This is a genomic window from Pseudomonas sp. GW822-FHT07A10 (assembly GCF_058798795.1).
This window is the reverse complement of record NZ_JBXAKV010000010.1, coordinates 139,049-160,089: the sequence shown is the minus strand read 5'-3', so window position 1 is coordinate 160,089 and position 21,041 is coordinate 139,049. Positions and strand designations below refer to the sequence as shown.

Sequence of the window (21,041 nt, the reverse complement as noted above, 5' to 3'; positions counted from 1 at the left end):
GCGAGCACACTGCGTACGGGAGCCGGCATGGTTTGTATACGAGTTGCTACGCAGAATGCGTGCCATACGATCAAAAGGTGTGACAAACCTGGCTTTCAGCCCTGTTCAGAGCGCAGCCTTCAAGTCGTAGAGAGGGTGATAACGCCCATGAACAGGGCGTCCGCGCCTGCAAACGGTGCAGGACGTTATGTATACAAAGAGATGGGTGACTGCTGCGCAGAAGGCTACCGTAGGCTGGATCCTTTTTTGATCACAACCTGCGGTAGCGCCTACCGGGGCCGGTGCAGGTCAGCTGAGTTCGATACGATCAGCGTGAATGACGATCTGGCCGTTCTTGTACAACGCACCGATGGCCTTTTTGAAGTTGCCCTTGCTGACGCCGAACATACTGCTGATCAGCGTCGGGTCGCTCTTGTCGCTGACTGGCAGGGTGCCATTGTTGTCGCGCAACTTGGCGAGAATCTTCGAGTTCAGACTGGTGGCGGCGGCTTCGCCCACCGGCTGCAGGCTCAAGCTAATCTTGCCGTCGGCACGGACTTCTTTGATAAAGCCCTTCTCTTCTTTACCGGCGCGCATGAACTTGAAGATTTCGTTCTTGTGGATCAAGCCCCAGTGCTTGTTGTTGATGATTGCCTTGAAGCCCATATCGGTCGCTTCGGCTACCAGCAAATCAACTTCCTGGCCCGGGGTGTAGTTGGCCGGGGTCTTGTCCAGGTAACGGTCCAGACGTGCCGTCGCGGTGATGCGCCGGGTGTGTTTGTCGAGGTAGACGTGCACCACGACATACTCGCCGGCCGTCATCTGGCGCTTTTCTTCGGAATACGGCAGCAGCAGATCCTTCGGCAACCCCCAATCCAGGAACACGCCGATGCTGTTGACTTCAACGACTTTCAAACTGGCGAATTCACCGACCTGAACTTTCGGCTTTTCGGTGGTGGCGATAAGTTTGTCATCGCTGTCCAGATAAATAAAAACGTTGAGCCAATCTTCATCTTCGCTGGGAATATCTTTGGGAATATAACGATTAGGCAGAAGGATTTCGCCGTCCGCGCCACCGTCCAGATATAAACCGAAGTTAGTGTGTTTAACCACTTGCAAACTGTTGTAACGCCCGACTAAAGCCATGTCCAATACCCTCATTGCGTGGGCGGCATTCTACCCGGTTTTGCGGGCGGCGTTCGGCGGGCCGGCTCGGTGGCGCGAGAAAATCCGCGCAAGGCCCTAATTTCCCTGGGTTTGGCGGGCGTGTTTGGCCGCTCGTCAGGCCGTTCGGGTGGTCTGGACGGTGGCCAGCCCATCCGAAAAGCACTATTTCTCCACTGAGGTTTTTAGTTAAAACAGCAGCTTAGGGGACTATTCCAAATAATAACTTGCGATTATTCGCGCACCTGCCGTGTGTATTTCGGGAGGATATTTACCAAGCAATTGTCAAGTATTTCCTGTACGATGCCTGGCCAAGTTAATTTCTACAGGTTAATGGCCGCCATGCGTGTAAAAGCATCCAACAGCAAAGCAAAGCCAGCTCCAGCCGTTGAAACCAGCGAATCGATCAACAATCAGATCGCTGCGTTCCTCAAGTCCGGTGGCGAGATCCAGCAAATTGCCAAAGGCGTCAGCGGCCAGACGTTCGGCCCGTCCAAGCAGATCACGCTGGGCAAAAAGTAATTCCCCCGCTTTAACTGGTCCCTAAGCGCTTTGAGCTTCGAAGCGCTTGGACTGGAACCCTCCAGCAACACCCCATAAAACAAATCAATATTTCAACAATCGACGAACGGCCCTCGATGCCGAACATTCGCCGGTATGCTTGCACGTGTCTGGATCAAGCGTTTCAGCAGGTTTTCACCACCTGCTCCTCGCAGCTCATGGAGTGACGCATGCTCAAGCCCCCTTTTCTCCTGCTCGCCAGCCTGTTGTGGTGTTCCGTCGCCCATGCGCAAGTCTTCCAGCGCGAATTGGGCGATTTCGATCTCAAACTCGCCACCACCCCCAGCCGCAGCATGGCCCAAGGGCTGGTCAAACCCTCGACGACCGGCTCGTTCCACGGTGGCCTCGACCTGAGCCACGACAGCGGCTTCTACGTGGGCCAATGGTCCCCCAGCATGGGGCTTAGTCCTTCGAGCAACCTTGAAGTCGATTCCTACATGGGCTTTAAACAGCCCTTCGATCACTCCCTCGGCTACGAAGTGGGCATGATCCATTACAGCTATCCCAAAGTGGATACCCTCGACAGCCAGGAGTTGTTCGGCGGCCTGACCCTGCTGGGCAGCCGCTTCGGCGCTGCCTTCAGCAACGACCCAGACAAACAGAACAGCACCCTGTTCGCCGACCTCAGTGGCAATCAGCCGTTCGGCATCGGGGTCAGCCTGAAATACACCACTCACCAGCTCAATACGCCGGTGTCCGTTGACGGTGGATATGTAGGCAGTTTTACCGACTGGTCGGTGAAATTGTCCCGGCCGTTCATGGGTATCGACCTGGACTTGATCTACAGTGACTCAAGCCTGAGCGGCAGCGATTGCTCCGCCTATTCCGGCCACAATAGCGAGTGCGACGGCCTGGTCACTCTCAAGGCTGTACGCGCCTTCTATTAATCGGCTGAACTGACAGGCTCGTCCTGCGTTCACATAAGAGAACCCAATAAAAAACCAGGTCTTCGCAAGGGCTTGCCATGTCGCATTGGTTGAAACAGATCACCGTCATCCTCACGCTCAGCCTCACCATCGCCGCCTGCACCCGCGTGGGCCTGGCTTACCGCAACCTCGACGTGATCATTCCCTGGACGCTCAGCGACTACCTGGACATGAACCGCCAGCAAAAAGACTGGTTGAACGAGCGTCTCAAGGAACACCTGCGCTGGCACTGCACCACGCAACTACCCGGTTACCTCGACTGGCTGAATCGTTTACAGACCATGATCGAGACCAACCAGATCACCGACTCTGAGCTGCAAGCCCGTACCCAGGAAGCCAAACAAGCCATCGCCGAAACCGCCCGGGAAATCACCCCATCGGCCATCGAACTGTTGCAAGGGCTGGATGACAAGCAAGTCGCGGAAATGAACGACGCTTTCGCCAAGGACCTGCGCAAACGCCAGGAGGAATATCTGAAGCCACCTCTAGAGCAACAGATCAAAGAGCGAAGCAAGCGCATGGAAAAACGCCTGAATGCCTGGCTCGGACCACTCAGCCCAACCCAACAGCAACGGGTGATGGCCTGGTCGAACGCCCTGGGGGATCAGAACAAAGAATGGATTGCCAACCGCGTCCATTGGCAACAGCAATTCAGCGCGGCGGTCGCGCAACGTCAGAGTCCGCAATTCCCACGGCAAATCGAGACGCTTCTGGTTGATCGCGAGAGTTTATGGACCCCCGCTTACCGTGAAGCCTACGCCAACACCGAAGCCCAGGCTCGAGCGTTGTTGGTGGACTTGATGGCCGAAAGCACGCCGTTTCAGCGTCAACGGTTGCTGCAAAAGATTGAAGACATGCGCAAGGACTTCACTGATTTGAAATGCCTGAAAGCGGCGCAACGAGGATAAGTTCTAAAGCTGCAAGCTTCACGCAATCTGCGCCTTCGACGCCACCTCATCAAACGTCAATTCATCCAGCGCATCGTCCTGCTCATCCAGCACCTGGCGCGGATGCTCATTTCCCGGGATGCTGCTGTCGATCAGGCTCAACAAACTCGAGCCCCGGGGTGTCAAAATGTAATTCTCGCCATTGCCACCCTGATCCTCCGGCCGAGGCTCGATATACCCCCGCAACAGCAGTATTTTTTCGTACTCACCGGCCACCGTTTTCAGGCGATCCAGATTCTCGAACGGCTCGCCCGCGGAGGCTTTCGCCGCCGCATACTGCTCGGCATAAGGCCGTGGAGTGAAACTGCGGCCAGCACTGTTCTGCACTTCGTGCAGTAAATGCTCGATCAAATCCCAGTTATAAGTCGTCATCCTGATCAACCTCCAGTGCCCACGAGTGAAATGGCCTTCATAGGTTGTGACCGACAGGGAGTGCAGCCGTTCAGCCGAGGTCTCTCCCCCAACCGACCGGCGGCCTGTCGATTTGAGCGCAGGCCAAACGACTAGGCTGTGTAAGACGGTTTACCCCTCTGCGCGGATCGACTTTCGCCACAGCAAGCAGGAGAAATCAGCATGAACATACAGAATCATCCGGTCGTGTCCCGGGAAGAATGGGTCGCGGCCCGCAAACAACACCTGGCCCACGAAAAAGCCTTCACCAAAGAACGAGACAAACTCAGCGCCGAACGCCGCGCCCTGCCCTGGGTAAAAATCGACAAACCCTACCGCTTTCAGGGCCCCAACGGCGAACTGAGCCTGACCGACCTGTTCGGCGGCCGCAGCCAGTTGATCGTCTACCACTTCATGTTCGCCGCCGGCTGGGACGAAGGCTGCCCAGGCTGCTCGTTCCTCTCCGACCACATCGACGGCGCCAACCACCACCTGGCCCACCACGACGTCGCCGTGGTCGCGGTTTCCCACGCACCGTTCGCCGAATTCCAACCGTTCAAACAGCGCATGGGCTGGAAATTCGATTGGGTCTCATCTGAAGGCTGCGACTTCAACTACGACTTCGGTGTCTGCGCCCGGGCCGAAGACGTCGCCGCTGGAAAAGCTACTTACAACTACGAAAAAACTGACGGTGTTGAGGAAGAACTCCCAGGGCTCAGCGTGTTTTATCGCAATGAAGCGGGGGAGATTTTCCATACCTATTCAACGTATGCCCGTGGCCTGGATTTGCTGGTCGGCGCCTACAACTATCTGGACCTCACGCCTAAGGGGCGTAATGAAGAGGAAATCATGGATTGGGTGAGACATCACGATCGGTATGAGGACAAGGCGCCGGCCAGTTGCTGCCATGGGGGGTAGACCCGCATGGGCCGAGTATGAACACCACCAATCCACTGTGGGAGCCTGCTCGCGATGACTGACTAACATTCAACATTGATGTTGATTGATACACCGCTATCGCGAGCAGGCTCGCTCCCACAAAGTTGCGTAGTGTTCTGTAGGCCGCGTCCGGTTGCCCAACTGCCGCCAGGCAAACGCCCTACAACAACCTCGGAAACAGTCGTCTTGCACCGCTGGAACGATGAAGCTTATAGTCCGCCCGTCGCCCAAATGGCGATTCAGGTTTGGCGACCTGATTATAGAGAATGCGAAGGCTATCAGCTTAATTGCAGGCGCCAACGCACCCGCAAAGCCGCTATTTATGGCGGCTGTGCGCGGGAGATCTTCGGATCTGCCGGTTTCTCTGTACCGGTTCGCCAACCTGCGTACAGCTGCCACCCTCTCGTTTGGCGACGACTGAGTGACGGCATTAGCCCATCAAACAGAGATCTTCAAATGAATCGATACATGCCCCTCACCGGAATCGACCTGATCCCGGCCTCCCTGCTCATCGACACCCAAGCCCCACTCGACGTCCTGCACGCCATGGCCGACTACCGCATTCGCACCGTCACCCAGGTGCTGGAAAACATCGCCTTTCGCGCCGAGATTGGTTGCGATACGGTGGTGCTGTCCGACTTTTCAAAACTGCTGGCCATACCGTTGCGGGATGGTTGTGATTTGATGGATGTGATTGGCAGGCGATTGCGGGCGCAGGCTGCGGAGTAAATGTAAAACGGGCGACCTATGGGTCGCCCGTTTTACATAGGGAATTCAAATAGCTGAGCGTCTTTACGCAGAAGGCACGCTCGTCACAGGAATGCGTTCCGGACGCAGGAGAAACGGGGACAGACCACGTTTTCCATCTAAAAAATCGAATGCTTTTTCGGTCTGCCCGGGCATCACCGCCGAGCTCGTCGCCCAATCATAGCTTCAATTTCGGCTGCAAATCGCGAACCACCAAGTACACAGTCGCCATTGGTGGCAGCCCGAATCTGCTCAACCAATCCTGTCTCCAACTCGCTTCTAAAAAGCTCGCGATAGACTTCAGCAGTCGATACATCTGTGTCCCCAAGCGATAGGTACTGAGCATGCGGAGTAATGAGATGCGAAAATTCTGATTGGGCGTTAGCACGATAACTCGACCAACGATATTCCGCAGGATGCGTCACCATTTTGGCTCTGACAGGATTCATCTCAATGTAGCGATAACAGGCCAATACATAACTATCACTTTGAACAAGGCACGAACGGAAGCGTCCCTCCCATAAAGTCCCACTACGTCCATATGTACGATTTATGTATTGCACATATCGCTGCCCTATCCCCTTCATAAGCAAACTTGCACTGCCGTATTCATGAGGGCTAATCAACAAATGGACATGATTAGTCATAAGACACCACGCGTGAACTCCACACGCATATTTGTAGGCCTGCTCAGCAAGCAGTTCTAAATAAAAAAGGTAATCATCCTCTGAGAAAAAACAAACTGATCTATTATTTCCTCGTTGAATCAGATGGGAGAAACGGGGACAGACCACGTTTTCCATCTAAAAAATCGAATGCTTTTTCGGTCTGCCCGGGCATCCCCGCCGAGCTCGTCGCCCAATCATAGCTTCAATTTCGGCTGCAAATCGCGAACCACCAAGTACATAGTCGCCATTGGTGGTAGCCCGAATCTGCTCAACCAATCCTATCTCCAACTCGCTTTTAAAAAGCTTGCGATAGACTTCAGCAGTCGATACATCTGTGTCCCCAAGCGATAGGTACTGAGCATGCGGGGTAATGAGATGCGAAAACTCTGATTGTGCGTTAGCACGATAACTCGACCAACGATATTGCGCAGGATGCGTCACCATTTTGGCTCTGACAGGATTCATCTCAATGTAGCGATAACAGGCCAATACATAACTATCACTTTGAACAAGGCACGAACGGAAGCGTCCTTCCCATAAAGTCCCACTACGTCCATATGTACGATTTATGTATTGCACATATCGTTGCCCTATTCCTTTCATAAGCGAGCTGGTACTGCTGTGTTCATGAGGGCTAATCAATAAATGGACATGATTAGTCATAAGACACCATGCGTGAATTTCACACGCATTTTTGTTGGCCTGCTCAGCAAGCAGCTCTAAATAAAAAGATAATCATCCTCTAAAAAAAGCAACCTGATCTATTATTTCCTCGTTGAATCAGATGCAAGGGGACACCTGGTATCAAGAGACGTGCCCTGCGTGGCATATGACGAATCCGTTCACAATTAATGATGCCAAGAGCTTAGTCAATCCTACGAAAAACAATCTCCCTATCTATTTCACACTATTTCAGATCGCTAAAGTGCGGCACAGAAAAACGTAGTCTGCCCCCATTTTCTGTCATTCTCAGGATAAACGTGGTCTGTCCCCGTTTTTCGCCCGTTTTTCGCTGCTGCCCTACGACAGAGTGTCGATCTTCGGGCGGTTGGCGATCTTGCGCCTTGTCCCAAGTGAACGGGAACAGGTATTCCTAACAAATCAAGGGTACGGTCTTATTTACTCGCAAAACCAGTAATAAATAAATCCACCCCTTTACGTAATTCACGCCTACTCAACACGTAAAAAGCTCACATACACCGCTTCAACAATGGCATCTTCCTCCCCAATATCCGGAGCATATAACCTTAGCCCCAAACTATTTACATAAAAACCTGAAGAGTTAAATGTCAACACTTCACCTTCGCTCTCAAAAAACCGTTGAACCGACTGCAGATCCTCACCCGCCAATCGTTGGCCCTTCCAGAAAAAATTACTCCACTTTAAAAACTCTGCACCGATAACTCTATAATGTTCATCATAGTAAATATGCACCCCAAAATCATCATAAGCATCTGTTGGCACAACAGAATCTGGCCCTTTGAGAAACTCCTCAAAACCACCCCCTAGGGTCGACCTTATCTCAACCCGACTCATGCCGACTTTAATCGAGCCAATATCACCAAAAGCCAACAATTCAAAATTCATATTCATCATCTCTTAAAATCATCAGGATTCAACTTTGAGGCGTAATCCAACATCTGCCTTATAGCCTCATCATACTTATCGCCGAATTTACCCCTTATATCGCGGACATCCATGTCGATAGCGTCCATCAGCTTGCCTTGACTTAAAAGCTCCTCCTGTCTTGCCCTGTATGCCACAGCTTGATCAGAATTACCATGACTCGCAGTCCTGGCATGATCGGCTGGCGTCATTTTGATTGCCGGGCCGTCCTTCGTACTAATTGGAGCACCGACATAACATCCCTTTGCCGGGCAATGGTGAGAGTCAATACCATCATTCTTGGGCTTGGTCGTATCTCTATGAGGTCCGCCCAGAATTTCATATGGATTTTTCTTATCCAAAACCTGGATAGCCCTGCCGCCAGCCTTGATCCCCAGCGCCTGGAATTCACCCAGCACCGCATCGATCAGAAAGCGAGTCGCAACGACGTATCCATCACCATCGAAATAATAGTCACCATTACCTTTTGCATGCTCGTCCTTTGCATGCTCATTACTCTTCGTCAGTCTTTCCTCTGACTCATCGATAAAGAATGCTGCGAGCTTGATCGCAGCGGTCTCTTTCAACTCATCAATCTCATCACCATATGCGATGTTAAGCAGGGTATTAGCGGTCATGCTTAACACTAGCTTCATCGGCCCCATCACGGCCTGGGCAGCGATTGCGATAGCCTGAAACTGCTCAAGAGGGAGTGTGTCAGCGAACTTGAGCATATCTTGCAGCTCAATGAGAGCAGCTCGGCCAATGGTGATGGCGTTTTCTTTTACAAATATCGGCGGAAGATTGATAACTTCTCTAGTCCCTCCGTTACCGTCATCCTTCGTTTCAACAGTGCAGTCTCCTGCATCAACGCACGATTGCACCTTCTTGTTATAGTCCGCCGCCAGATCCGCGAAACGCGACAAGCCGTCAATGACCTGCGCAGGAAGGGAATCCATCTGCGAAGGATCGATACCCTGTCGAACAAAATTCTTGGCAATGTCCAACGCACGCTTATCACCCCATGCCTTACGAGCCTTGGGCGAAACCTGATCTACATCGAGCAGCTGAGCGTCGATCTCCCGCTCCAGGTTTTTCAGCACCTTCGCGCCATCCTGCGCCTGCTTGATCATGTTTTTCTTGAAGTTGACGACGCTGTCTTTCCAGCGGTTCAAGGTATCAAGGGGATGGCTGACCGATTCAATGGAGGAACTGCTGACATATAGATCTGTACGATGCTCCTCATCCTTGGTGATCTCGTACGCTTTGTTCACATCCCGATTCAAGCCTGCTGTGGAGTCCTGACCGGTAGCCTTGTCATGACGCACAACTATCTCGCCCGCCCCAACCGTGGCGTTCAGCGTCTGCTCGCGATCCTTGGTGTGGTTGTAACCCTCCACTGCCCAGCTGTTCTTTTCCCCTCCTTCCATACCTTTATTGGGTTTGTCTGCCTGGGAACCGCCACCCCCACCGTAGCTGCCGCTAACGTTGAGGTAATAGCCGTGCTCGTTGTCCTTGCCGGTAATGTTGCGATAACCCAGCGTGTCGGTGTCCAGCTTCAGGTTGCCGTTGTCGGCAGACACCACCGCACCATCGAATTGGGTATGGTTTTCGGTACGAATATCGACTTTGTTTTTACCGCTGATGACGGTCTGGTTTTCGACCCAATTGGTTTTGCCGTTGGTTTGGCCATACCCCAGGGAACCACTGACCGTCGCACCGAAGCTGACCGCCACGGTGAGGCTGGCATCGAACTCTTTGCCTTCGACCTTGCCGGTGTTCGGCACGGACGTCACGGTGAGGTTGCGACCGACATCACCGATCACTTCGTCGCCACGTAAGGTAGCGCCGGCAATGGTGGTATCACGGCCGCTTTCGAAACTCAGTTTGTTGCCGGCGTACAGGTAGGCCTCCTGCTGCTGGACGCCTTTGCGATCAAGATCACCAATACCGACGTTGACAGAGCCATAGACCCCGAAACCGTCCTGGCCGGCGATGATGCCGCCTTCCGCGCCCCAACTGCGCCGGGTGTGTTCGCTGCTGGATGCGTTTTGTGCAGACAGGATATTCAGGTCATTGTTTGCCTTGAGTTTGATATCCCGTTCGGCTGTGACCTGGGTGCCGATCAGCGTCAGGTCATTTTTCGCGTCCAGGTTGATGCTGCCGCCGGCATTGAGTTGGGTTGGCGTTGAAGTGCCTTGAGACGACTCATCCTTGCTACCGGCATTGCTGACACCTACACCCAGTTTAAAGCCACCGGTGGTTCCGCCTTTGAGCCCCCCCTTGCTTTGGGTTTGGCCACCATCACTGTTTTGGGAGCCATGGGCCACATCGAAGGTGATGTCGCGGCCGGTGACATTGATGTTGTGTCCGGCGTTGAACTGACTGCCACTCACATTCACATCGTTTTCAGCGTCCAGGGTGATATCACCACCGGCCGAGAGCGTCGAAGGACGGTGGCTTACCGAAGTCTGGGTCTGGGTCTGGCTGGTGCTTGACGCGCCTGCGTGCCCGTCGAACTTCGGCCCGCTGAAGAACTGATCAAGGGTGTCGACCGTCTTCAGCACGCTGGAACCTTTGCTGACCCCATCCTCTCCTTTGCCGGTACCTTTAAGGCCGTCCATTGTATTGCCGAAGTTGTAGGCGACGGTGGTGGTGGTGCCGTTGCGCTTCACGCTGTCACGAATGGTGACTTCGCTGGCTTCTTCTTCGGCATCGATATTGATGTCGCGACCGGCCTTGAGCTTGATGTTGTTTTCCGCGGTCAGATCAGAACCCTGCTGGTTGACGTCGCGACCAGCAGTCACCTTGAGGTTCTGCCCTGCATCGATGGAGCTGCCCGCCGCGGTATAGCCGCTGCTATCCACCCCATGTTTAATGGTTTCATTGCCGACGAACGTGGTGAAGCCGTTGCTATCGATGGTCTGTTTGATGCCGTAGCTTTTGTCGGTTTCCCAGCTATTACTGCGCTGCTGGTCGATGGAGGCGACCACGTTGACATCGCGACCCGCGTCGAGAATCGCATCGTTATCGGCGCTGACGCCGCTGCCGATGATGTTGATATCACGGGCCGCATTCAGAATGGCGTTGTGTCCGGCATTGACCTGGCTGCCGACGCTGTTGGAGCTGATGACTTCGCGACCACCCTTGTGCGAAGAGTTGAGGGTAATGTCGGCGCCGACACCTGGCGTCCCGGCGAACAGACCGATGGTGTCCTTGAGCGACAAGCCAAGCTTTTTCTTGTACTCCTCGGCACGGCTGTAGGCTTGGTCATCAGCGGACGACAGGGTGATGTCACCGGTTTTGTCCACCAGCCCGGCGTGAAGTTCGGCATCGTTGTCGGCGGTAATTTCACTGGCGTTCAGGCGTACATCGCGCCCCGCGATCACCACCGCATCGTGGCCGGCGGTCAACTCGCTACCGATCTGGGTAACGGTGGTTTGCAGTTGGCTTTTGCCGCTGCTCGACATGCCGAACAGACCAGTCTTGGTCTTCTTGCTGTAATCCCCGGTTTCCTCAGTGGCCGAGAGTACCGCGACATCGTTGGTCGCACCGACCACCAAATCATTACCAGCCTTCAACTGACTGCCAATGATGGTGACATTACGCCCACCATCGAGGCTGACCGCGCCATCCTCACCCTTGGAAGTGTTCACGGTCAGGTCATGGCCCGCTTCGATCACCGATGCAACGTTGCTGCTGTCGTAACTCTCTTTCTGGGTGGTGCTGCTGCGACCGAACGAACCTTTTTTCTTCTTGTAGTAGTAGGAAGAACTCTCGTCTTTTGCGGAGGCGACGGTGATGTCCTGCACCGCATCGAGGCTGATGTCTTCCTGGGCCTTGACCCGACTGGCGATGATGCCCAGATCGTTGCCCGCATTAAGGGCAATGTCGCGACCGGCGTTCAGTACGGAGGACTGTTGAGTGGTGCTGTGGGTCTCCTGCGCGCTCTTCTTGCTGCGCGAGACGTAATCGCTTTCGTTGGCTGCAGAGGTAATGACAATGTCATTGCCAGCATTGACACCGATATCACGTTTGGCGTCGAGGCGACTGGCAACAACCGCGACGTCACGATCAGCACTGATCGACAGATCCCGGCCAGACGTCACTTCAGCAGCATGCTGGGTGATGGTCTGGTTGAGAAAATGGCTGCCACGCGCATTGGTGCTGCGATCCTGGACCGAGGTGATGTTCACGTCACGATCGGCGATAAGCTCGAGATCACGCCCGCTCTGTAAAACGCCTCCGATGTTATTGATGTCACGACCGGCATCAATGCTCAAGTCGTTAGCCGCCTCGATCCGCGCCGCGTTATCGAGATAATCGCGATGCTGCAGACTTCCACCCCGACGGACATCAACACCGGTCACGTCACGCTGGTTGATCACATCACCATTGGTTGCCGTCAGACTGACGTCCCGACCCGAAATGATCCCGCCCGATTTGTTGACGATGTTGTTGCCCGCCTTCAGCGTCAGGCGATCACCTGCCTCGATCAAGCCGGTGTTGGTGAGATCGTTGCCAGCCTCGGCGGAAAGGTTGTTAGTGGCGCGCAGGGTGCCGGCGTTGTTCAGGTCCTGGCCGGCGATCAGGGTCACGTCGCCGCCCTGGATCAATGCGCCGTTGGGTGCCAGACGATTGTTGGCCTGGGCCAGATAGAGCACCGGCACCAGGACTTTTTCACCGTTCACTACGTGCTCTTCGAGCCAGACGATGTCGTGGGTCAGCGCCGCCACTTGCTGGGAAGTCAGCGTCACGCCCATGGACAGGTTTAACTGGTCTTTGCTGGCGATGGCGTTGTTCATCAGGTACTTGAACATTGCTTCGTCGGAAGTCTGGCCGTCGATGAAACGTTGGCCGGTGCGGGCGACAATCGACTGTTGGATCAGTCGTTGTTCGAACAAACCGTCGCCCAGGCGTTTGGCGCTGGTGTCCGGGTTGTAGCCGAGGTTCGCCAACAGGTAGTCCGAACTCATGAACTGCTTGAGGTTGGTCAGTACCGGGTTAGTTTCGATCAGGTATTTATGCGGGTTGGAGCGCACGCTGGTGTCGGGCAGCCCCTGCACACGCGGCACGTTGAAGGAAACGTTCCCACTGTTGGGCAACAGCACACCGACCGGACCGCCACCGGTGGCTGGGTTGACGCTGACCTGAACGGTCTTATCGTTGAGACTCACCGACGGGCGACTGGCCAGGGCCAGATCGCGTTTTTTGACCGAGACCGGGTCGTTCTTGTCGAACTGGAGCTCGGTGGCTTGTCTGACAGGCATGCCGTCCGAACGCTGCGTGGTAGCGGCTGTAACGGAACCAATGGTCCAGCTCTGTCCGGGGACGATCGTTTGCTCGGTGCCGCCTTGACCGCTAAGGCGGAACAGGCCGTTATTGCCGGTTGGCAGGGTGAAGCCTGGCAGCGTCAGCGGGTTGACTTGTTGTTGGGCCAGGTCCGGCGGTAGCTGCGGATTCAAGAAGATCACAGTAGGTTTGGCGGAGTTTTTGACCCCGGTGTCCGCAGTGCCCTTAGTCGTCCCGCCAAAACTCGTGTACGGGTTGAGATTGCCGTTGTCGATCGTGTTTTTAGCGTTGATTTCTACCGCTTGCCCGGCTTGAACGATGGAGGAGACACTGCCGCCACCAGTGGTAAAGATCCGGGTATCGTCTTTCAGGCTACCGGCCAAAATTTGCCCAGGCACGGTAACTTCCGGACCAATACCAAAGTTGGTATTTAACGTTGTGGTCAGCTGTTTATCTAAGTCGATGTATTCTAAATGCGTTCCACCCTTATCGGGTTCATGTACAGTTTTCTCATAACGGTAAACGTATTTGGAGTTTCTGAGTGCGTAATCGTAGAGGGAACCCTCGTAGCTATAGGCAAGGCTTTCCGGCATGTTCCCGAGTTTAAAGGTACGCGAGCGAGTAAAGTTTCCAGATTGCAAACCTTTGTTATCGAACGAGTCCACGTCCAGCTTGATGTTCTTGCCTGCAGATATAACAGAAGCCGTATTGCTAAAGGTACCGACGTTAGCGGTCAGGTTTCCTGCTACGACAAGTGTTGCTTGACCCCCTGTAATATAGGACTGTGAATCATAACTTTCATTGACATAAAAAGTATTGGTTCGCCAATCAAAGGTGATATCCCCTGTGATGAATTTCTCCGCGCCAACAACCCCCTCGGTTTTATTGTTAAAACTATTGGCCGACAGTGAAAAATCACCATCAACATTAATCGACGCTGCCAGGTTAGTCACCGAATTAGCACGACCACTATTGTGTCCGGTGATCGCCAGATTGCCGATGCTGTACACATCGCCGTTTTGGTTGGTTAGGTCATCGACCTGCAAGTTCATGTTGCGCCCGCTGAAGATCAGGCCGCGGTTGTTTACCAGACTCGCCGTATTAATCGTCAACGCTTGCCCGGCAGCCAACGTACCGGTGTTGTTCACACTGTTGGCAGTGATATTCAGCGCGCCGTCAGAGGTCAGCCGCCCCCCGGCATTCGTCAGTTGGCCACCGATGTTGAACGTGCTTTGTGCGCCCCCGCCAATGCTGGACGCATTCGACAAGCCGAGTTGTGCGGCAGTTAATGTCAGGTTGCCCAGACTGGAGAGTCGCCCGTTACCGGCGTAAGTGCCACCCAGGTTGAGATTCAAGCTGCCGTCACTGGCAATCAACCCATCATTACTCCAATTCACACCCCGACCTTCGAGGTGGTCTGAAGCCAACAGTTGCCCGCTCGCGGTTTGCACGAAATTGTTTACGTTAACCGTCAACCGCCCCGCCTGAATCACACTGCTGTTAGTCCAGCTATCAGCATTCAAGGTCAGCCCACCACGCGTCACCAGCGAACCGCCAGCGTTCATGACATTGGCTGTCGAGATATCGAATTCACCCGCGCCCACATGGGTCACGGTACCGCCCGAGTTCAAAAAGCTTGGCGTCGCAAGGGTCAAGTCAGTGTTGGCCGTTTCCACCAGGCCATTGCGGTTATCGAACAGGCTGCCAATCTGAAAGTTGGTTTTACCCACGCCCCCCAACGCACGCAGCTTGCCGCCCTGGTTGTCCAGGTTGGCGGCACGCACTGCGAGCGCGCCGACGCTTTCGATCAGGCCGCCGCGGTTGGTGAGGTTGCTATCGAGGACGACGTCGATACCGTCGCCGCTGATCTTGCCGGCGTTGTTGTTCAGCGAACCGCCAATTACCTTGACCAGGCCTTTGGCGTAGATTCCGCCGTTGCTGTTATCGATAGCGGCGTGGCCAGCGTTAAGCAGAATGTTGCCGGAGTTGGCGGCAATACGTCCGCCGTCGCTGTAGATTCCGCCCAAGGCCTGGAGGTCAAGGCGATTGCCTTCGATCTTGCCGCCCTGGCCGTTGCGCAATACGCCCGTCAGGCGGGTCTGCAGCAAACCCTTGAGGCTCGACAGCACGCCGGCGCGGCTGTCGAGGCTGGCCGCGGTGATGTTCAGCTCACCGGCCTGGGCGATGACCTTGCCGCCCTGGTTGTCGATGGCGCCGCCCAACACGTCCAGAGTCAGTGCGCCTTGGCTTTGTAACGCGCCTTGGGCGTTGTTGAGGCCGGTAGCCTTAACGTTGACGCCTGCATCGCGACTGGAGATCAGGCCGCCAGCGTCGTTGCGAACATTGCCGGTGGCGGTGAGGTCGAGTTGCCCGTTGGCAGCCACGGTGCCCTCGAGACTGTTATTCAGGTTTCCGGTCAACAGGCTCAGCAGGCCTTGACTGATCAATTGGCCGCCCTGGTTATCGATGCTGCTGGAGCGCTTGATCACCAGCTGCCCCGTACTGCCCAGCGCACCTTTGGTATTGGTCAACGTACCGAGCAGATCGAGGGTGACGCTGTCTGCGCCGACCACACTGCCGTTGCTGTTATCCAGGCTCGTACCGGTAAAGGTCAGCGCTTGGTTCGCGGTGACTTGCCCCGACGCGTTGTTCAAGGAGGTCGCGCTGATATCCAGTGTGCCGCTGCTTTCGATCAAGCCATCCGAGGTGTTGTTGATCGCACCTTGAGTCATCGCCAGCGTCTGCTTGCCGCCACTGGTGACGATGCCGTTGCTGTTGTCGAGGCTGGCGGCAGTGATGGTCACATCGCCTTTGCCCGCCAGACCGCCCTTGGCGTTGTTAATCAGCGCTCCGCTGAGGTCGATGTTCAGATTGCCGAGCAGGCTGGAGAGCGTGCCTTCCTGGCTGTTGTCGAGGCTACCGCCGGCGACGGCGAGTTTGTTCCAGCCGGAAACCAGGCCGCCCTGGTTATTCAGGCGGGTGGCGTTGAGAGTCAATTGATCATTGCTGATCAAGTTGCCGCCGCGGTTATCCAGCGTGTTGCCGGTCAGGCTGAAGCTGTGGACGCTGGAGATTTCGCCTTGCTGGTTATTCAGGTCCCGCAGGTGCGCAATGCTCAACACGCCCTTGGTGTTGATCAGGCCGTTCTGGTTAATCAAGTCGGCAGGTGTTGCACCCAGATCGATGCTGAGACCGGTGCCGCCGAGTAGCGTACCGCCCTGGTTATCCAGCCCGTTGCTGTTGAGGGTGAGTTGTCCGGCGGCTTTGATCACGCCTTTGTTCTGGTTGGTCAACAGACCGTCGACGGTCACTTGCAGATCGCCATCGCTGAGCAGTGTGCCAGCGCTGCTATCCAGACTGGCGGCGCGGACTTGCAATGCTGCGGCGGCGATTTTGCCTTTGATCGAGGTCAGTGCGTTGTCGATGTGCAGCGTGAGTTTCTGATTGCTGAGCAGTCGACCACCGTCGCTGTTATCCAGTTGTTTGGCGACCAGGTCGAAGGCTTCCTCGCTGGAGATTTCACCGTTGCGGTTGTTCACGTCGGCAAGATTTTTCAGCAGCAACTGGCCCGGTGAGTTGATGAAGCCGTCCTGGTTGTTTAGCGCGCCGCCGTTCACGTCCAGGCTCAAGGTGCCCTTGCTGAAGAGTTTGCCGTCTTGCTGATCCAGGCCTGTGACGTTGGCAAGCAGCGAGGTGGCCGCGCCGATGCTGCCGCCGGTGTTGGTGATCTGGCCGGCGCTCAACTCCAGATTGTCGCCCGCGTAAATACTGGCCTGGCTGTTATTGAGCGCGCCGGTGGTGATGCTCATTCCACCTTTGCTGCTGATCGCACCTTTTTGCTGGTTATCCAGACTGATGCTAGTGAGGGTCAGTGTGGTGTCGGTCAACAGTTTGCCGCCCTGGTTGCTGACCGCGCCTTTGCTATCGACTGTGAGCGCCTTGGCGCTGGAAATCGTGCCGCCGTTGTTGCTCAGGCTCTGGGCATCGATCACCAGTTCGCTCTCGCTGACGAGACTGCCCTGATTGTTGTCCAGATCTGAAGTGAGGTTCACCGTGAGGTTGTTCAGCGTGGTAAGGCGACCGCTGTTTTCCAGGGTTTTCCCGGTCAGCGTCAACCCGGCGTCGCCGGACAGCAGCCCTTTGTTGCGGTTGATGACCTTGTCTACGGTCACTGCAAGGTTGCCACCGGCCAGGATGTAACCGGCGTCGCTGTTGTCGAGTTGTTGGCCGATCAGTGTCACATCAGCCTTGCTCGACAGTTCGCCGTTACGGTTATCGATGTCATCGACAGTCAGTTTCAGCGCTTTTGTGGCCCCTACCAAACCCTCCTGGCGGTTATCGAGGCTGGCGGCTTTTACGGTCAGCCCGTCATCGGCAATGACTACGCCGGCCTGGTTATCGAAAGCGTCGGTGACCGTCAGGTCCACTTCACCGCGACCACGGATTTCACCACCGACGTTGTTCAGGCTGGCACTGCGACTGTCGAGGCCAGCGGAAACGATCTGACCTTTGACGTTGCTCAGTGCACGGTCGATGACGAGGGTGAGTTTCTCGTTGCTCAGCAGCTTGCCGCCATCGTTGTTCAGGCTTTGCGCAGTGAGGCTGTAGGCCTTGGCACCGGAGATTTCACCGCCGCTGTTGTTCACCTCATTGAGGTTTTTTAACAGCAACAGACCCGGTGTATGGAGGTTGCCGCGCTGGTTGTTCAGCAGGCCATTGTTCAGGTCGAGGGTCAGGTCACTATTGCTGAACAGCTCGCCGCCGTCTTGATCCAGACTCGTGACCGAGACGTTCAACTTTTGCTGACTGCCAATCTGGCCGGCCGAGTTGTCCAGGTGCTTGGTTGTCAGATCAAGGGTACCGTCAGTCGCCAGGCTGCCGCCCTTACTGTTGTTGAATTCGCCGGTGGTGACGTTCGATGCGGCCTTGGCGCTGACAATGCCTTTGTCGCTGTTGTCGAGGCTGCCGCTGACCAGCGTCAGACCTTTTTGCGAGGCGATCAACCCGCCCTGGTTTTGCAGCGCAGACGTCGTGGTGAGCGCCATGGCCTCGAGGCTGGACAGTTTGCCCAGTCGGTTGTCCAGAGTGTCGGCGGTGAGTGTCAGCGTTCCTTCGCTGCTGATCAGGCCTTGCTGGTTGTCCATGGCATTGTCGAAGGTCAACGCCAGGCTGTTCTGGCTGACAATTTTGCCGGCGACGTTGTTGAGCCCGATGCCGTTGAGCGTGCTCGCGCCTTTGCTGAAGATCAGGCCTGCGGTCTGGTTGATGATCTGATCGACCTTCAGTGCCAGGGTCGTGTCAGACAGCACCTTGCCGCCGTCGCTGTTGTTCAGGCTCTTGCCATTGACCTGCATGTCGGCCTGGCTGGACAACGAACCGCCGCGGTTGTCGATCTGTTCGACGTTGACTGTCAGGGACTTGAGGGACGCGACGAGGCCATTTTTCTGGTTGCCCAGGGTTTTGCCGGTAAGCTTCAGATGCCCCTCGGCAACCAGTTCACCGCCCTGCTGACTGAGGGAGTCGATATTCGCTTCGACGTCGCCCTGGCTTGAGATCCGGCCTGCATCGTTGGCGACCTCCTTGGCCTTGAGGCTCATCAGGCCGCTGGCCGTCAGCCAACCACCGTTGCGGTTGTCCAGTTTGTTGCCGTCAAAGGTCAGTGCAGCCTTGCTTTCGAGGCGGCCCTTATCGCGGTTATCCATCTCGGTAACCAACAACTTCACCGCCTGATCCGCGCGAATCACGCCTGCGCGGTTGTCTGCATTGCTGCTGCTGACCGTCAGCGTGTTGAGGCTGGAGATCTTGCCTTCACGGTTGTCCAGGCGTGTGGCTTGTACATCCATTACGCCGTTGGCCTGGATCAGCCCTTTATTCTGATTGTTCAGCAGGCCACTGACCCGGGTGGTCAGTTGACCTTCACTGCTCAGCTCACCTTGCTGGCTGTTATCGAGGTTTTGTGCCCGGACGGTCAGAGCGTTTTTTCCTGCGAGAGTGCCGCCGATATTGTTGATCGTGCCGCTGGCGGTGATATCCAGTAAACGTCCGGCCATTACCAGACCGGCGACGTTATCCAGCGAGGCCATGTTCAGGGTTGCATTAGCCAGGCTGGTCAACTCACCATTGCTGTTGTTCAACTGACCGATCGTGCTCGTCAAATTACCCGTGCTGTTGATCACCCCGTTAGTGTTGAAGACCTGATTGGCCGTCACATTCAGCGTACCGCTGCTCAACACCCGGCCGTTGTTCTGGTTGTCCAAAGTCCCGACAGTGATGTTGGTGGTTTGCCCGGCGCTCAACGTGCCGCCCTGATTGTTCAGGGTCTGGCTGGTATTGACCGTCAGGTTGCGGCTGGCAATAACACTCTTGCCGGTATTGGTGAGGTTCTGCGCATTCAGGTTCACATCACCGCTGGCATTGCGGCTGGTATCGGCGTTGACCCCGGCCTCAATGATGCCGTTGTTGGTCAATACACCACCGGCCGTCAGCGCGATGCTGTCCCGGGCGGCGAGGGTTTGCTGGTTGGTCAGGTTGCCTTGGGTTTGCACGTTGACGGCGGTGCCGGCGTAGACCGGGCCGCGTGCATCGAGGCTGGCGGCTTTGACATTGACGGCGCCTGCCGCAGAAGTCTGCGCAAGGCTGAGATGGCCGTTGGCGTCGAGCTGGATATCACCACCGCTGGCGGCCAGGTTGCCATCGAGTTTCACCCCGACCCCGGCTTCGGTGCCGACCAGTTTGATCGCCCCGGCGTACATGCCGCCCAGGGCCGAAGAGTCGATGGCCAGTTGCGGCTTGGCGCTGCCGTCATCGGCACGGGCGGTGGCGTTGAGGCTGTCGGCGTTGACGTCGTTGCGACCGGCGACGATGGTCAGGTTCTTCGCCTGAATCTCGGCGTTGATCTTCGCGCTGCGGGTGATGATTTCGAAGCGGTCGACGTTGTTGGCGTTCAGCCCGGCGCCGTCGATGGAGACGCTGCCCTGATCGACCTGGAAGCGATCCAGTCGACCGTTGTCCAGCACCGGTTTGCCGGTGGTCAACGTCACGCGCGGGGTGTTGATGAAGCCGCAGCCATTGCAGCTGATGCCGTAGGGGTTGGCGACGATGACCCGCGCCGACTGCCCCGCCACTTCGGTGTAGCCGCGCAACTGGCTCGGGCTGCCGCCGACCACGTCGTTGAGGATGGTTTGCGCGGCGACCCCGTTGGTCAGGTTGGGGTTGCCGATGATGATCCCGCCCAGTTGCGTCGCGCCGGTCTGGTTGGCGACGTTGTTGAGGATGACGCCCTGGGTGCCGACGTTGTAATCGTGAAACTGGTTATGCGACAGCCCCGTGCCGTTGGGCGTGGCGATCTGGATAATCGGCACCCCGTTGCCCGCCTGCCCGAGGCTGGTGCCCGGCGTGGCCACCACAATCCCGTCGGCCTGAGCCCACATCGGCTGCCAGAACATGACGTTGGCCAACAGGAACGCCAGCCCGCGCTTGGGCATGCCCCAGAAGTGCTCGCGGTTTTTTACCGCAGCCGAGGGCTGGCCAGCGAGGAAGGCGTAGTGGCGAACGTCCATGTCAAAGAGTCTCGGTGCGAACGGCAAGAATGGAATGAGCAAATCACAGACAAAGCCGTCCCGACTCGGCAGACGCTGGGGGCGCTTGCAGAGCGAATACGTCATAAGGGGGTAGGTACGCGCCTGGGTCAGAAGGTCCAGAGCGTGGCGTAAACGACCATTGCATCAGCGTGCGGATGGTCTGTTCGGTCCCTCGAAACGGCAAAGTGATATCAATGTGATGGCGCGATGTTAAGTTGCCATCATTCTGACGTCAATAAGCCG

The 21,041-nt window shown here is 55.9% G+C and carries 11 protein-coding genes; 5 read left to right on the top strand and 6 right to left on the bottom strand.

Annotated elements, in window-relative coordinates; genetic code table 11:
• Positions 1 to 288: 288 nt before the first annotated feature.
• On the bottom strand, positions 289 to 1,125 hold the full coding sequence (locus tag AC1RL4_RS18260; RefSeq protein ID WP_007942143.1) for a CvfB family protein: 837 nt from the start codon (positions 1,123 to 1,125) through the stop codon (positions 289 to 291).
• A gap of 351 nt (positions 1,126 to 1,476) precedes the next feature.
• On the opposite strand from AC1RL4_RS18260, the gene AC1RL4_RS18255 reads away from it, so the two are divergent.
• The 3 genes from AC1RL4_RS18255 to AC1RL4_RS18245 all read left to right on the top strand — a co-directional run bounded on the left by AC1RL4_RS18255 (position 1,477) and on the right by AC1RL4_RS18245 (position 3,538).
• The gene (locus tag AC1RL4_RS18255) at positions 1,477 to 1,665 is read left to right on the top strand and encodes a PFL_1563 family small protein (protein WP_017337097.1); all 189 of its coding nucleotides are present in this window, start codon (positions 1,477 to 1,479) and stop codon (positions 1,663 to 1,665) included.
• A 209-nt stretch (positions 1,666 to 1,874) separates the two neighbouring features.
• On the top strand, positions 1,875 to 2,591 hold the full coding sequence (locus AC1RL4_RS18250) for a TorF family putative porin (RefSeq protein ID WP_028939948.1): 717 nt from the start codon (positions 1,875 to 1,877) through the stop codon (positions 2,589 to 2,591).
• Between the two features lie 77 nt (positions 2,592 to 2,668).
• Entirely contained in the window at positions 2,669 to 3,538 is an 870-nt protein-coding gene (locus AC1RL4_RS18245; RefSeq protein WP_028939947.1) for a DUF6279 family lipoprotein, read from the top strand.
• Positions 3,539 to 3,556: 18 nt separating this feature from the next.
• Here the strand turns inward: AC1RL4_RS18245 and AC1RL4_RS18240 are convergent, their stop codons facing one another.
• Positions 3,557 to 3,949, bottom strand: coding sequence for a hypothetical protein (locus tag AC1RL4_RS18240; protein WP_019580775.1), 393 nt, complete (start codon positions 3,947 to 3,949; stop codon positions 3,557 to 3,559).
• A gap of 201 nt (positions 3,950 to 4,150) precedes the next feature.
• Between AC1RL4_RS18240 and AC1RL4_RS18235 the strand changes: the two genes are divergently transcribed.
• Entirely contained in the window at positions 4,151 to 4,885 is a 735-nt protein-coding gene (locus AC1RL4_RS18235; protein WP_028939946.1) for a DUF899 domain-containing protein, read from the top strand.
• A 477-nt stretch (positions 4,886 to 5,362) separates the two neighbouring features.
• A complete protein-coding gene (locus AC1RL4_RS18230) occupies positions 5,363 to 5,635 on the top strand; it encodes a hypothetical protein (RefSeq protein WP_028939944.1) in 273 nt (90 codons plus the stop codon).
• Between the two features lie 173 nt (positions 5,636 to 5,808).
• Here AC1RL4_RS18230 and AC1RL4_RS18225 read toward each other — a convergent pair whose 3' ends face one another.
• From AC1RL4_RS18225 to AC1RL4_RS18210, 4 genes are all read right to left on the bottom strand, one after another.
• A complete protein-coding gene (locus tag AC1RL4_RS18225) occupies positions 5,809 to 6,456 on the bottom strand; it encodes a transposase (protein ID WP_230174891.1) in 648 nt (215 codons plus the stop codon).
• Positions 6,457 to 7,002, bottom strand: coding sequence for a transposase (locus AC1RL4_RS18220; protein WP_230174897.1), 546 nt, complete (start codon positions 7,000 to 7,002; stop codon positions 6,457 to 6,459). It abuts the gene before it with no gap.
• 489 nt (positions 7,003 to 7,491) lie between these two features.
• Complete coding sequence (locus AC1RL4_RS18215) at positions 7,492 to 7,908, bottom strand: hypothetical protein (RefSeq protein WP_230174893.1); 417 nt, start codon at positions 7,906 to 7,908, stop codon at positions 7,492 to 7,494.
• A gap of 5 nt (positions 7,909 to 7,913) precedes the next feature.
• Positions 7,914 to 20,777: a hemagglutinin repeat-containing protein gene (locus tag AC1RL4_RS18210; protein ID WP_493119849.1), complete on the bottom strand. Its 12,864-nt coding sequence runs from the start codon at positions 20,775 to 20,777 to the stop codon at positions 7,914 to 7,916.
• Positions 20,778 to 21,041: the final 264 nt, after the last annotated feature.